The organism is Thauera sp. WH-1, from assembly GCF_047806685.1.
In the GTDB taxonomy this organism is placed as follows: Bacteria; Pseudomonadota; Gammaproteobacteria; order Burkholderiales; family Rhodocyclaceae; genus Thauera.
Genome location: NZ_JBLQGP010000014.1, coordinates 13,627 through 26,668, shown reverse-complemented (window position 1 = coordinate 26,668; position 13,042 = coordinate 13,627). Strand labels below are relative to the sequence as shown.

General features: G+C 66.3%; 11 protein-coding genes and 1 pseudogene. 6 read left to right on the top strand and 6 right to left on the bottom strand.

Annotated features, from left to right (window positions below):
* Nucleotides 1–19: 19 nt before the first annotated feature.
* Nucleotides 20–280: a hypothetical protein gene (locus ACMV5O_RS14115; protein ID WP_416164047.1), complete on the bottom strand. Its 261-nt coding sequence runs from the start codon at nt 278–280 to the stop codon at nt 20–22.
* Between the two features lie 137 nt (nt 281–417).
* On the opposite strand from ACMV5O_RS14115, the gene cysT reads away from it, so the two are divergent.
* The 4 genes from cysT to ACMV5O_RS14095 are packed head-to-tail and all read left to right on the top strand — an operon-like array spanning nt 418 to nt 4,220.
* The gene (cysT, locus tag ACMV5O_RS14110) at nt 418–1,293 is read left to right on the top strand and encodes a sulfate ABC transporter permease subunit CysT (RefSeq protein WP_416164046.1); all 876 of its coding nucleotides are present in this window, start codon (nt 418–420) and stop codon (nt 1,291–1,293) included.
* Nucleotide 1,294: 1 nt separating this feature from the next.
* A complete protein-coding gene (gene cysW / locus ACMV5O_RS14105; protein WP_416164045.1) occupies nt 1,295–2,203 on the top strand; it encodes a sulfate ABC transporter permease subunit CysW in 909 nt (302 codons plus the stop codon).
* Nucleotides 2,200–3,294: a sulfate/molybdate ABC transporter ATP-binding protein gene (locus ACMV5O_RS14100; protein WP_416164044.1), complete on the top strand. Its 1,095-nt coding sequence runs from the start codon at nt 2,200–2,202 to the stop codon at nt 3,292–3,294. The genes cysW and ACMV5O_RS14100 overlap by 4 nt, the downstream gene beginning before the upstream one ends.
* Nucleotides 3,291–4,220: a CysB family HTH-type transcriptional regulator gene (locus tag ACMV5O_RS14095; RefSeq protein WP_416164043.1), complete on the top strand. Its 930-nt coding sequence runs from the start codon at nt 3,291–3,293 to the stop codon at nt 4,218–4,220. Before ACMV5O_RS14100 ends, ACMV5O_RS14095 begins: the two co-directional genes overlap by 4 nt.
* 94 nt (nt 4,221–4,314) lie before the next feature.
* Here ACMV5O_RS14095 and ACMV5O_RS14090 read toward each other — a convergent pair whose 3' ends face one another.
* Nucleotides 4,315–4,749: a hypothetical protein gene (locus ACMV5O_RS14090; protein WP_324540076.1), complete on the bottom strand. Its 435-nt coding sequence runs from the start codon at nt 4,747–4,749 to the stop codon at nt 4,315–4,317.
* Nucleotides 4,730–5,338, bottom strand: a complete 609-nt coding sequence (locus tag ACMV5O_RS14085) for a nucleotidyltransferase domain-containing protein (RefSeq protein ID WP_416164042.1) — start codon at nt 5,336–5,338, stop codon at nt 4,730–4,732. The genes ACMV5O_RS14090 and ACMV5O_RS14085 overlap by 20 nt, the downstream gene beginning before the upstream one ends.
* 211 nt (nt 5,339–5,549) lie before the next feature.
* On the opposite strand from ACMV5O_RS14085, the gene ACMV5O_RS14080 reads away from it, so the two are divergent.
* Nucleotides 5,550–7,085 (top strand): cryptochrome/photolyase family protein, encoded by a 1,536-nt coding sequence (locus ACMV5O_RS14080; protein WP_416164041.1) that lies wholly within the window; start codon nt 5,550–5,552, stop codon nt 7,083–7,085.
* A 246-nt stretch (nt 7,086–7,331) separates the two neighbouring features.
* Here ACMV5O_RS14080 and ACMV5O_RS14075 read toward each other — a convergent pair whose 3' ends face one another.
* From ACMV5O_RS14075 to ACMV5O_RS14065, 3 genes and pseudogenes are all read right to left on the bottom strand, one after another.
* Complete coding sequence (locus ACMV5O_RS14075) at nt 7,332–8,165, bottom strand: alpha/beta hydrolase (protein ID WP_416164040.1); 834 nt, start codon at nt 8,163–8,165, stop codon at nt 7,332–7,334.
* Nucleotides 8,166–8,735: 570 nt separating this feature from the next.
* Nucleotides 8,736–9,689 (bottom strand): annotated as a pseudogene (locus ACMV5O_RS14070) (IS1595 family transposase).
* A 421-nt stretch (nt 9,690–10,110) separates the two neighbouring features.
* Nucleotides 10,111–11,121: an AraC family transcriptional regulator gene (locus tag ACMV5O_RS14065; RefSeq protein WP_416164039.1), complete on the bottom strand. Its 1,011-nt coding sequence runs from the start codon at nt 11,119–11,121 to the stop codon at nt 10,111–10,113.
* A 260-nt stretch (nt 11,122–11,381) separates the two neighbouring features.
* Here ACMV5O_RS14065 and ACMV5O_RS14060 point away from each other — a divergent pair, with 260 nt between their 5' ends.
* Nucleotides 11,382–13,025, top strand: a complete 1,644-nt coding sequence (locus ACMV5O_RS14060) for a fatty acid--CoA ligase (RefSeq protein ID WP_276659469.1) — start codon at nt 11,382–11,384, stop codon at nt 13,023–13,025.
* Nucleotides 13,026–13,042: the final 17 nt, after the last annotated feature.

Below are 13,042 nucleotides of genomic sequence, written 5' to 3'. Positions count from 1 at the left end.
CCTGCGACCCCGGGCCTATTCAGCTTCGGCGCCGGCGCCTGAACGCATCGGCCAGCAGTAGCCCCACGCCCAGGATCACGCCCGCCGCCAGCCCCGCCCAACTGCTCACCGGCACCGGATTGCGCACCACGATGTAAAGCAGCGCCGCGGGCAGGGCAATCGCGAAGGCGATGTTGCCGCCGTCGCGGGTGCGCACCAGCATCGCGCACACGGCATAGAGAAAGCGCAGCAGCACGACCAGCAGCAGCGCCAGCAGGAAGTTTCCGATGAAGTCCGACATGCCACCCTCGTCTTGATTGCGCCGCCATTGTAGGGACCCGTTAGCAGAAAATCGCATAAGCAACGCTGTTTTTATTGTTTTTCGGCCATACCCCGGACGCCTAAACTCGATCGCATCCCCGAGTACAGGCCTCCATCATGCGCACCGCCGCCCCCTCCCTGCCTTTCCAGCCCGCAAGATCTGCCGACCCGCCCTTCCGCGTGCTGCCGGGCTTCAAGCTGACCCTCGGCTACACCCTGGCCTACCTGTCCCTGCTCGTGCTGATCCCGCTCGCCGCGGTATTCCTGAAGACGGCCGAGCTGAGCTTCGCCGCGTTCTGGCACGTCGTCACCGCGCCGCGGGTGGTGGCGTCCTACAAGCTGTCCTTCGGCATGTCGCTCGCGGCAGCGGCGATCAACGCGGTGTTCGGCCTGATGCTGGCATGGGCGCTGGTGCGCTATTCCTTCCCCGGCAAGAAGCTGATCGACGCCCTGGTTGACCTGCCCTTCGCGCTGCCCACCGCGGTGGCCGGCATCGCGCTGACCGCGCTGTACGCGAAGAACGGCTGGTTCGGCCAGTTCCTCGAGCCGCTCGGCATCCAGGTCGCGTTCAAGCCGCTGGGCGTACTGGTGGCGCTGGTGTTCATCGGCCTGCCCTTCGTGGTGCGCACGGTGCAGCCGATCCTCGAGGACCTGGACACCGAACTGGAAGAAGCCGCCGCCAGCCTTGGCGCGCAGCGCTGGCAGACCTTCCGCCACGTGATCATGCCGATCCTGTCTCCCGCGCTGCTGACCGGCTTCGCGCTCGCCTTCGCGCGTGCTGTCGGCGAGTACGGTTCGGTCATCTTCATCGCCGGCAACATCCCGATGGTGTCCGAGATCACCCCGCTGATGATCATCACCAAGCTCGAGCAGTACGACTACACCGGCGCCACGGCGATCGCCACCGTGATGCTGGTCCTGTCCTTCATCCTGCTGCTCGCCATCAACGGCCTGCAGGCATGGACCGCCAAACGCACCGGGAGGGACCGCTGACATGGCTGGCGCAAGCACACTTCGCATCGGCGCGGGCGTCCACGCCGGCCAGACCCGCTTCGAGGCGCGCGCGGCAACGCGCGAAACGCCCTTGGTGAAATGGCTGATCCTGGGCACGGCGCTGAGCTTCTTCGCGATCTTCCTGCTGATGCCGCTGATCGCGGTCTTCGTCGAGGCCTTGCGCAAGGGCTGGGAGACCTATGTCAGCGCGCTGGTCGACCCGGACGCGCTGTCGGCCCTGCGCCTGACGCTGCTGGCCGCGGCGATCGCCATGCCGCTGAACCTGGTGTTCGGCGTGTGCGCGGCGTGGGCGATCGCCAAGTTCGAGTTCCGCGGCAAGCACTTCCTGATCACCCTGATCGACCTGCCCTTCTCGGTGTCGCCGGTGATCGCCGGCCTGATCTACGTGCTCGTGTTCGGCGCTCAGGGCTGGTTCGGCCCGTGGCTGTCCGACCATGACATCAAGGTCATCTTCGCCGTGCCGGGGATCGTGCTCGCCACCGTGTTCGTGACCTTCCCCTTCATCGCCCGCGAGCTCATCCCGCTGATGCAGGCGCAGGGCAAGGAGGAAGAGGAAGCGGCGATCGTGCTCGGCGCCAACGGCCTGCAGGCCTTCTGGCATGTGACCCTGCCCAGCATCAAGTGGGGCCTGCTGTACGGTGTGATCCTGACCAACGCCCGCGCCATGGGCGAGTTCGGCGCGGTGTCGGTGGTGTCCGGTCATATCCGCGGCCTCACCAACACGCTGCCGCTGCATGTCGAGATCCTCTACAACGAATACCAGTTCGCGGCCGCCTTTGCGGTGGCCTCGCTGCTGGCCCTGCTGGCCCTGGTGACCCTCGCCCTCAAGACCTGGGTCGAGCATCGCGCCGCCGCAGCCCACCGCCTTTCACAGGACGACGCATCATGAGCATCCAGGTACGCAACATCGACAAGCGCTTCGGCAGCTTCGTCGCCCTCGACGACATCTCGCTCGACTTCCCCACCGGCCAGCTCGTCGCCCTGCTCGGCCCCTCGGGCTGCGGCAAGACCACGCTGCTGCGCATCATCGCCGGACTCGAATCGGCCGACGCCGGCCAGGTGCTGCTCGACGGCGACGATGCCTCCGGCACCCATGTGCGCGACCGCCAGGTCGGCTTCGTGTTCCAGCATTACGCGCTGTTCCGCCACATGACGGTGTTCGACAACGTGGCCTTCGGCATGCGCATGAAGCCGCGCGGCCAGCGCCCGTCCGAGAAGCAGATCAAGGACAAGGTGCACGATCTGCTGAACCTGGTGCAGCTCGACTGGCTGGCCGACCGCTTCCCGTCGCAGCTCTCCGGCGGCCAGCGCCAGCGCATCGCGCTCGCCCGTGCGCTGGCGGTGGAGCCGCGCGTGCTGCTGCTCGACGAACCCTTCGGCGCGCTCGACGCCAAGGTGCGCAAGGAGCTGCGGCGCTGGCTGCGCAAGCTGCACGACGAGCTGCACATCACCTCGATCTTCGTCACCCACGACCAGGAAGAAGCGCTGGAGGTGGCCGACCGCGTGGTGCTGATGAACCAGGGCCGGGTCGAACAGGTCGGCACACCGGAGGCCGTGTACCGGAACCCGGCGACGCCCTTCGTGTATGGCTTCCTCGGGTCGGTGAACTTCTTCCATGGCCGGGTCGAAGGCGAGGGCCTGCGCGTCGGCGACGAGCATCTGCAGCATGGCGTCGGCACGCTCGACCAGGGCGCCGAGGTGGTGGCCTTCGCCCGCCCGCACGAACTCGAGATCGTGGTTGGCAGCGGCGCAGGCCAGGGCATCGGCGCCCGCATCAGCCGCGTCCTCGCCTTCGGCGTGACCGCCCGCATCGAGCTCGACGGCGTGAACGGCGCCACCGGCCAGCACTTCGAGGTCGAGCTCACGCGCGAGCGGGTTGCCGCGCTCGGCCTGCAGGAAGGCCAGCACGTGCGCCTGCTACCATCGCGCCTCAGCGTCTTCGAACAACAGCACACCGCCGCCGCGGGAGCCGCACGATGAACTTCCAGCAGTTGCGCATCATCCGCGAGACGGTGAGGCGCGGGTTCAACCTGACCGAGGTGGCAAACGCCTTGTTCACCTCGCAGTCGGGCGTCTCCAAGCACATCAAGGACCTGGAGGACGAGCTTGGCGTCGAGCTGTTCACGCGCAAGGGCAAGCGCCTGCTCGGCCTCACCGAGCCCGGCAAGGAGCTGGTGGTGATGGTCGAGCGCATGCTGCTCGACGCCGCCAACATCAAGCGCCTGGCCGAGCAGTACAGCAACGCCGACCAGGGCCAGCTCACCGTCGCCACCACCCACACCCAGGCGCGCTACGCGCTGCCCAAGGTGGTGGCGGCGTTCAAGCAGGCCTTCCCGAAGGTGCACCTGAAACTGCACCAGGGCAGCCCGGCCGAGATCGTGCAGATGCTGCTCGACGGCGAGGCCGACATCGGCGTCGCCACCGAGGCGCTGGCCGACGTGCCCGAGCTGGCCTCCTTCCCCTACTACGGCTGGCAGCATGCGGTGGTGGTGCCCGCCGGCCACCCTCTTGAGGCGGTGCAGCCGCTGACGCTCGAGGCCATCGCCCAGCATCCGGTCATCACCTATCACGAGGGCTTCACCGGCCGCACCCGCATCGACAAGACCTTCGCCGCCGCCGGGCTGAAGCCGGCGGTGGTGATGTCGGCGCTCGACGCCGATGTCATCAAGACCTATGTCGAGCTCGGCCTTGGCGTCGGCATCCTGGCCTCGATGGCCTTCAGCCCGGAGCGCGACCCGGGGCTGCGCATGCTCGACAGCGACGCCCTGTTCGCCGGCAACGTCACCCGCATCGCGGTACGGCGCGGTCACTACCTGCGCGGCTTTGCCTACCGCTTCATCGAGCTGTGTGCGCCGGAACTGAGCGAGGCGGTGGTGTCGCATGCGGTGGGAGAAGTGAGCAAGTAGCGCTCGGCGGAGAGCTCAGCTCCCGGAGTGCGGTCAAGATACCGGACGCTGACCGCGATACTGGATTCCGTGCCGCCGAGGAGGCCGATGGTTCTCATGGCGCTGAGCCCTTTCCCACAAGCTTGTCGACGGCGAGTTCCAGTTCTCCGGCAATTGCCAGAAGATCGGCCACCAGGCGGGGATCGACGTCGAAATACCCCTCATACTCGGCGAGGTTGCGCTTGTTGTGACAAAGATCGAGTACGCGCCACTTCGCGGCGGGAAAGCCCAATGTATGCGGCAGGGCCTGAAACACGAGGTAGCGGTTGTCGGATCGATAACCATGCCAGCGCAGCGCCGCCAATGCATACGCATGCGCGGCGTTGTAGGTGAGGTCGAACACGCTCTCGACGCTCAAGCTCGGGGTGCGTGCATCTGCGAGACGACGACGCGCCGACCGCAGCAGCCCCTCGATCTCGCTGCGACTGGGCGGTTCGGCCTTGAGGCCTCCCTTGCTGATGCGGGCGAGGTTATCGAGTGGGGAGGTCACCGCCGTCTCCAATCAGAAATATCTTTGCTTGCTCGAGCACGCGCAGCACGAAACTATTACCTTCCTGAAGTTTTGAGGCGAGATCGGCCGAGGTATAGAGCGTCGGGTTCACCCTGCGCCCTAGCTGGGCTTCGACCGCCACCAGCACCTCGTAAAGATCGGTATAGCCAAGCTCATCCGAAACCAGAAAAAGGTCGACGTCGCTCGACGCCGTGTCGCTTCCCTTGGCGACCGAACCGTATATGAACGCGACCCGGATCTGCTCGGCGAAACCTTCGAGCGCGCCCTTGAGCACGTCAGCGAGGCCGAAGGTCTTGACCACAATGCTGCGCAACTCCTGGAAGATGGGCGCCTCCGGGTTGGCCTGATAATGCTTCTGGTTGCCGATCTGGGTCACCGTGACCAGTCCGCTCGACACGAGTTTTTCGAGCTCGCGCTGTAGTGCACCACGCCCGCTTGCGGTGAGTCGCAGCAACTCGTTCCCATAGAACGAGCGCGCCGGCTGACCGAACAACAGGCTGAGCAAGCGCTGTTGCAGGCCGGAAAAGAGGGCATTGCCGAGGGCTGTGGCGCTGTCTGTGATCCCCATGACGGGGATTATAGTCCCCAAAAAGGGGATGATAGCGACAAGATTTGCGTACGAAGCGGGAGGACAGACGACGCCAGAGGCCGCCCGCCGCCGGGAACCATGTAGCTCGTCACCCATCGCAGAAAACATCCGTTTCACGATGCTCAACCGGGGCCGGGAGCTCGCCCACTTCGCCCCCCACTGCCGCACCTCAACGCTCCCGCGCTGGCCCATGACCACCCTCCGCCTCATCCTCGGCGACCAGCTCAACGCCGCCCACTCCTGGTTTCGCAGCCCGCGTGCAGACGTGCTGCACGTGATGATGGAGGTGCGCAGCGAGACCGACACCGTGCGCCACCACGCGCAGAAGGTGCTGGCGATCTTCGCCGCGATGCGCGCCTTCGCCGCCGCATTGCAGGCCGCCGGGCACCGCGTGCGCTACCTGAAGATCGGCGATGCCGACAACCGCCAGGCCTTCGCTGCCAACCTCGCCTTGGTAGTAGGCGAATGCGGCGCAACCCGCTTCGAGCGCATGGAGGCCGACGAATGGCGGATGGAACGGCTGCTGGACGAGGCCGCGCAAGCGCTTGCCCTGCCGCATGAGGTGGTTGGCAGCGAGCACTTCCTAGCCGAGCGTGCCGAACTCGCCCGGCGCTTCGCCGCCAAGGTGCCGCGCATGGAGTTCTTCTACCGCGACATGCGCCGCTGCCACCGCATCCTGCTCGACGCCGAGGACGGCCCGGTGGGCGGGGTGTGGAATTTCGACGCGCAGAACCGCGAGAAATGGCTGGGCGATCCGCCCGCGCCGGAATGGCCCTGGGCAGGCCATGACCTGACGGCGCTGTGGGGCGAGATCCTTGCTGCCGGCGTGCAGACGATCGGCGCACCGCACGCCGGGCGCGTGCGCTGGCCGCTGACCCGGCGCGAGGCGCGCGCCGGCCTGGCGCACTTCGTCGAGCATGCCCTGCCCGGGTTCGGCCCCTACCAGGACGCGATGAGCACGCGCTCGACGACGCTGTTCCACTCCGGGCTGTCGTTCGCCCTCAACGTCAAGCTGCTGCATCCGCGCGAAGTCATGGACGCTGCGGTGGCTGCTTGGCAGGCGGGCAAGGTGGAGCTGGCGAGCTGCGAGGGCTTTGTGCGCCAGATCCTGGGCTGGCGCGAGTTCGTGCGCGGCGTGTACTGGGCGCGCATGCCGGGCTACGCGCAGGGCAACGCGCTCGACGCCCACCGTCCACTGCCGGCTTGGTACTGGAGCGGCGAAACGAAGATGGCCTGCCTGCGCCACGCGGTTTCGCAATCGCTCGACACCGCCTACGCCCACCACATCCAGCGCCTGATGATCACCGGCAACTTCGCCCTGCTCGCCGGCTGCGACCCGGACGAAGTCGACGCCTGGTACCTCGGCATCTACGCCGACGCCTTCGAGTGGGTGGAGATGCCCAACACCCGCGGCATGAGCCAGTTCGCCGACGGCGGCGTGATCGCCAGCAAGCCCTACGCCGGCGCGGCGAGCTACATCGGCAAGCAGTCGGACTACTGCAAGGCCTGCACCTACGACGCCAAGCGCCGCCACGGCGCCAGCGGCCGACCCGCCTGCCCCTTCAACAGCCTGTACTGGGACTTCCTGCTGCGCCACGAGGCGCGCTTCGCGCGCAACCCGCGCATGGCGATGCCCTACAAGGCATGGACCAAGATGGACGAAGCCGAGCGCGCCGCTACGCTGGCGCAAGCGGCCCATTGGCTGGCGCGGCTCGATCATCTCTGAATCCCCCCGCGCACGAGATCGAGCGCCCGCAGCAGCTCCCCGGTTGCCCGCGTCATGGCGAATGCAAGGACCGCGCACCCGCATTTGCGGACAGCTGCCGTCATGATGCGAATCGCATCATTGCCAGCCCCAAAGTTGACGTCCGTGCAACAACGACCTACCCCGACCACAAGAGCCGGCCGTCGTCGGCGTTACCACGACGTCGGTGCGGGCGCTCGGTCGACACCCGCAGCGGAAAGTCCGGCGCTAATCGAGCAGGAAGTCCCGGATCAGTTCGAGTCGGGTCCGGCGCGTATCGCTGTCGCGGTCCATGAACGGATGAGCATAGTCGGCGCGCACCTCGGTGCGTGCGCCCTGCGTCGCCGCGCGCTCGAGCATTTCGGCCGAATCGCCCACCGGCACCACGGTGTCCCGTTCGCCGGCGATCAGCAGCATGCGCGAGGCATCGTCGGGCAGGTTGACCACCGGATCGTACTGCTTCGGGCAGCCGAGACCAGAGACGCGGCTGGGTGCGGAATCGATCACGGCACGGTCGTATCCGGCGCCGGCGCCGATCACGTTGAGCATGACCACGCCGCCGAACGAGATGCCGTACAGCAGGCGCCTGCCGCCGGTCGGCGCGACGAGTGCGTCGGCCATTTCGCGGTAGTCACCGACGATCGCCTGCAGCCGCCGCCGGCCCTCCGAGGCGCCATAGCCGCGGTAGTCGAAGATGTAGACGTCGAGCCCCGCCGCGGCGAAACCGGCCAGGCTCGTGAGCAACTGGTCCGCGAGCATGGCGTTGCCCTGCGCGACCAGCAAGGTGCCGGCGGTAGCGCCGTCGGGCGCGGTGCTGCTGAGCTTGTAGCCGCGCAGCACGCGTCCGTCGCGGGTGCGGTAGGTGGTCGCCTCGGCGTTGGCAACGGCCGCTGCCCGACCGGGATCGGGCTTGCCGGCGAAGCGGCTCCAGATCATGAAGACGAAGGCTTCCTTGGGCCAGCCGCAAACGCTGACCTCGGGATCCGGCGAGCTCCCTGCCGATGCGCACCCGCCAAGCATCGCCGTCAGGCAGGCGGAAAGCCTACGCCAGATGGGTCTCATCGAACGCGCTCCAGTCCGTGTCGCCCGTGCGCGGCGAAGCAGCGCAGCGCCTTCCGTCGCAGGGCACCGCCACGATAAGTCACGGCGTTCGTCAGCGTCCAGATCCATAGCATGGGCAGCACCGCTCGCGAAGGCGACAAGCGCTCCCACATGGCAAACGCCGTTGAAATCCAGACGCGGCAGGACAGGTCCAGCGCAAGCACGGTAGTGCAGGCAGAAACCTCGGGGTCGGGTCTGGACTCGTTGCCGATCGAATTCTGCGTGGCGGGACGCTCCAGCTTGCAAGCCTCCCCTGAGTTGCCGCGGTAGGCGGACTGCAGCCGGCCCGTTGCTGCTACGCAGCCTTCTCCAAAGCGGTCCTTCGCCGAACCTCTCGTTTTGCAAGCCCTGACGCTCCGAAGCTGCCGTTGGTGGCCTATCACTGCCGGCCACGACCTGCCGTTTAGCTCGCAGGCAGAGCGGCTGTTCGGGTGGCCGCTCTGCCCAGAAACCGGCCATCCGATCGACGCGATCAACTCAGAATCCACGCACGGAAGCACTTGGGTGAACCGTAGTCAAATCAGTACCTGATTAGCAATGATGCTCAGCCGCCCGAATCACCCGCTGAGGCTGCGGCACACAGGTGGCGGCAGCCACGAGCAGTCGCGTGTGAAGCGTGCGCAGATCGAATCGGCGGTTGAATCGATAGGTGAACGCGGCCAAGTATCGCGTAGCATATTTGCGGAAGTCGAACGCATGGTAACTGCCGCTCAAACTGGTCTTGAGGTTACCGAGTACGGTGTTGATCCACTGGAACTCGGGCAAGTCCTTCGGCTTGCGCTTGCCGACAACGGTCGGCTGATGCGCACAACCTGCACTGCTCACCGCGCCGAAACAGGCCAGTCCATCGGGGAACACAGTGCTGCCCGGGGCCAGATGTGTTTTGGCCCACTGGCCGATTGCGACCAGGTTGAAACCCGAGACAGGAGTGAGTTTGACGCGCAGGGGGTGGCCCTCGTCACTGAGGGAGGCGGCGGCGACGAACGGGACCTTGTTCTCCGAGCCCCGACCGACTTTGCCACCGGTGCGCTCGCCGCCCAAATAGGCATCATCGACCTGAACCTGGCCATCCAGAACGTAACGCGTCTTACGGTCGGCCATCGCCTGCATCAACTTGTGGTGGATGAGCCAAGCGGTCGGATAGCTCACCCCGAGGTGGCGCTTGAGTGCGAGCGCCGACAGTCCGGTCTTGGCCTGGCTGATCAGGTAGATCGCGAGGAACCAAGTCGTCAGTGGCAGTCTGGTGCCCTGCATCACGGTGCCGGCGATCAGCGACGTTTGATGTCGACACGCCTGGCACTCGAACAGCGCGTGGGTTCGCCCGCGTACCCGGCTGTAAGTAACGCCCCCACAGCGCGGACACCGAAACCCCGCCGGCCAGCGTGCCTGCTCCAAAGCCGCCTCGCAGGATGGCTCGGTTCCGTAGCGCTTGAGAAACTAGGGCATGGACAGTCCGGGTTGAAACTGGATTCGGTTCATCGGCATGGCACACCTCTCAGCGGAAAAGCTGTATCTTTGTACAGTATAGACCTGTTGGGGTGCCTGGCTGAACATCGTTGCTAATCAAGAATCCGTAAGGGTGGCGGCATCGAGTTCAGACCGCGCGCGGCCCGCGCAGTACGCACAGCGTCGGCGGGCCTCGAGGGTCGATGTCGGCACACAGGAGCGAGTCGTGCTGGTTCAGACCTTCTCCTTCACGCCCAGCCCGTAATGCGCGCCGCGCTCACGGGTCGTGCGCGCAATCACAATTGAGTGCAATGCCCCTCTCCCGATCCGCGCGAAAGCACCCGCAACGCTTCCATCGACGCCGTGCCCAGCGGGTGCTGCGGGCGAACGATAGCGCGCTCTAACGCGACCGGCCACCTGCAAGGCATGGGTCGGGCCCTCGGTGACCTACTGGTGAGCCTCACTTGGGGCGGTAGGCGCCCGGGGTGCTGCCGGTCCATTTCCGGAACGCGCGATGAAAGGCGTTGGGGTCCTCGAAGCCCATTTCCTGGCCAATGACGGCGATCGGGGTATTGGTCTTCGTCAGCAACTGAATCGTCGCGTCCCGGCGGAGTTCATCCTTGATCGCCTGGAAGGTGGTGCCCTCCGCGGCCAGCCGGCGGGTCAGCGTGCGCAGGGACAGGTGCAGCGCGCTGGCGGTCTGACCGGCGCTAATCGGGAGGCCGAGGCGTGGGCGCAAGTGCTCGCGGACCTTCTGCCGGGTCGGGTGCTGCTCGAAGGCGACGAACAGCCAGTCGCCGGGGGCCCGGGCCAGGAACCGGGCGAGCGAGCGCCGGTCCTGGCGGATCGGCGTGGCCAACTGGGCGGCCTCGAAGTAGAGGGCTGAAACCGCCTGCTCGAAAAACACCGGGCCGGGGTAGAGAAAACCGTATTCCGACGCGTGGCTCGGGCGCCGATAACTGCAATCGACACGCGCCAGGGTCATGCGGTGCCCGGTGAGCCAGGACGCCACGCCGTGGATCAGCTTGAGCAAGATCTCCTGTCCGAAGGTATTCGCCGCGGCCTGCGGCGTCCGCGGAATCAGGGCCATCCGGATGAGGCTGCCTTCGCGAGCAAGTTCGATGCGGAAGTCATCCAGCAGCAGGTGGAAGAAGCGGCTGAGTCGGAACAGGGCGGTCTGCAGCGTCGCCGAGTCGAGCAGGCTGAGGCAGAGAAACTTCAACGAGCCCGAGCGCACGGGCCGCGAAAACATCCCCGGCAGTTCGTCATCCAGTTGGCTGGCCAGTTGCCGGTAGAGGGTGGCGAACTGCTCGGTGGTCACCCTGGCCGTTTCCGCGCCAAGGAGGACCGGAGCGATACCCGCCCGCGCCAGCGCGTCCGCCTGCCCCGCCGGATCGAGCGGCGTGCCGTTCAACAGGTTCAGCACGAAGGACATCGGGATCGTGCCGGCAGTGATGTCGGTCGGGGCCATGGTGCGGTGCTTCGCATCGCGAGAATGGCCGATTATGCAAGTGTTTCGGCGCAAGTCGCAATCGGCATCGGATGCGCTCGTTCTTAGAATTGCTCCCGCAATCCGCGCATAAGTGGATTGGATTGCCAGATCGTCCGGCCGCGCCAGCAGTTCTCTGTCGATGCGGGAAACCGGACTCAGGCGCAGAGCGCATGGCGGAAGGTGTTGGTTGGCCCAAGCCGGCGCGCAAGAAAAGAGAAGACTTTCCGGAGACCTCGCTCATGCCCACCGAATCCATCCAAGCCGCAGCTTCGGCTTACGCCTACCCGCTGCTGATCAAGCAACTCCTGCATACACCGCTGGCGACTGCCGCCGATCAGGAGATCGTCTACCGCGACAGCCACCGCCAGACCTACCGCGACCTGGCCGCCCGGATCCGTCGCCTGGCCAATTCGCTGCGCGATGCCGGGGTCGGCCCGGGCGATACCGTCGCGGTGATGGACTGGGACAGCCACCGCTATCTCGAATGCTTCTTCGCCGTGCCGATGATGGGTGCGGTGCTGCAGACGGTGAATGTGCGCCTGTCGCCCGAGCAGATCCTGTACACGCTGAATCACGCCGGTGCCGACATCGTCCTGGTCAACGCCGATTTCATCCCGGTGCTGGCGGGCATCAAGGGCCAACTGGAGACGGTGAAGCGCTTCGTGCTGATCTCCGATACCGGCAGCGACATGGCGATGTGGCAGATTCCCTTTGTCGGCGAGTACGAGGCCTTGCTGGCGAAGGCGTCGAGCGAGTACGACTTCCCCGACTTCGACGAGAACACGCGGGCGACGACCTTCTACACGACCGGTACGACCGGGCTGCCGAAGGGCGTCTATTTCAGCCACCGCCAACTGGTGCTGCACACGCTGGCGGTCGCCACCCATCTGGGTACCGCAGAGGACCACGGCCGCCTGCACCGCGGCGACGTGTACATGCCGATCACCCCGATGTTCCACGTCCACGCGTGGGGCGTGCCCTACATCGCGACGCTGCTCGGCCTCAAGCAGGTCTATCCCGGCCGCTATGCGCCCGAGACCCTGGCCCGCTACATCCAGGACGAGAAGGTCACCTTCTCGCACTGCGTGCCGACCATCCTGCAGATGCTGCTGACCAACGCCGAGGCGAAGGCGGTCGATCTCAAGGGCTGGAAGGTCATCATCGGCGGTTCGGCGCTGCCCAAAGGGCTCGCCGCCGCGGCGCTGGAGCGCGGTATCGACGTCTTCGCCGGTTACGGCATGTCGGAAACCTGCCCGATCCTGACCATCGCCCGAGTGCCCGGCGACCTCCCGGCCGAGGATCTGGACGGCCAGGCCGACCAGCGCATCCGCACCGGCTATCCGGTGCCGCTGGTCGATCTCCACACCGTCGACGGCGACCTCCTCGACGCCCCCCGTGACGGCAAGAGCACCGGCGAGATCGTCGTCCGCGCGCCGTGGCTGACCATGGGCTACCTGCACAACCCGTCCGCATCGGACGAGCTGTGGGCCGGCGGCTACCTCCATACCGGCGACATCGGGACCATCGACCCGGCCGGCTGCCTGCAGGTGACCGACCGTCTGAAGGACGTGATCAAGACCGGCGGCGAGTGGGTGTCCTCGCTCGAGCTCGAAAACATCATCTCCCAGCACCCGGCGGTCAGCGAGGTCGCGGTCATCGGGGTGAAGGACGACAAGTGGGGCGAGCGTCCGCTGGCGATGGTCGTCCTCAAGCCGGGGCAGACGGCCACGGCCGACGAGATCAAGGCCACCGTCGCGAAATCGGCCGAGGCGGGCCACATCTCGCGCTACGCGGTGCCCGACGAGATCCGATTCGTCGAGGAGCTGGCGCGCACCAGCGTCGGCAAGATCAACAAGAAAGCCATTCGCGAACATCTGGCCTGACGGCCATCGCAAACCAG

Excerpts from the sequence above, each read along its gene's own strand:
- ACMV5O_RS14095 (WP_416164043.1), top strand. The coding sequence starts at position 3,291 with ATGAACTTCCAGCAGTTGCGCATCATCCGCGAGACGGTGAGGCGCGGG.
- cysT (WP_416164046.1), top strand. The coding sequence starts at position 418 with ATGCGCACCGCCGCCCCCTCCCTGCCTTTCCAGCCCGCAAGATCTGCC.
- ACMV5O_RS14100 (WP_416164044.1), top strand. The coding sequence starts at position 2,200 with ATGAGCATCCAGGTACGCAACATCGACAAGCGCTTCGGCAGCTTCGTC.
- ACMV5O_RS14060 (WP_276659469.1), top strand. The coding sequence starts at position 11,382 with ATGCCCACCGAATCCATCCAAGCCGCAGCTTCGGCTTACGCCTACCCG.
- cysW (WP_416164045.1), top strand. The coding sequence starts at position 1,295 with ATGGCTGGCGCAAGCACACTTCGCATCGGCGCGGGCGTCCACGCCGGC.
- ACMV5O_RS14085 (WP_416164042.1), bottom strand. The coding sequence starts at position 5,338 with ATGGGGATCACAGACAGCGCCACAGCCCTCGGCAATGCCCTCTTTTCC.
- ACMV5O_RS14075 (WP_416164040.1), bottom strand. The coding sequence starts at position 8,165 with ATGAGACCCATCTGGCGTAGGCTTTCCGCCTGCCTGACGGCGATGCTT.
- ACMV5O_RS14115 (WP_416164047.1), bottom strand. The coding sequence starts at position 280 with ATGTCGGACTTCATCGGAAACTTCCTGCTGGCGCTGCTGCTGGTCGTG.
- ACMV5O_RS14080 (WP_416164041.1), top strand. The coding sequence starts at position 5,550 with ATGACCACCCTCCGCCTCATCCTCGGCGACCAGCTCAACGCCGCCCAC.
- ACMV5O_RS14065 (WP_416164039.1), bottom strand. The coding sequence starts at position 11,121 with ATGGCCCCGACCGACATCACTGCCGGCACGATCCCGATGTCCTTCGTG.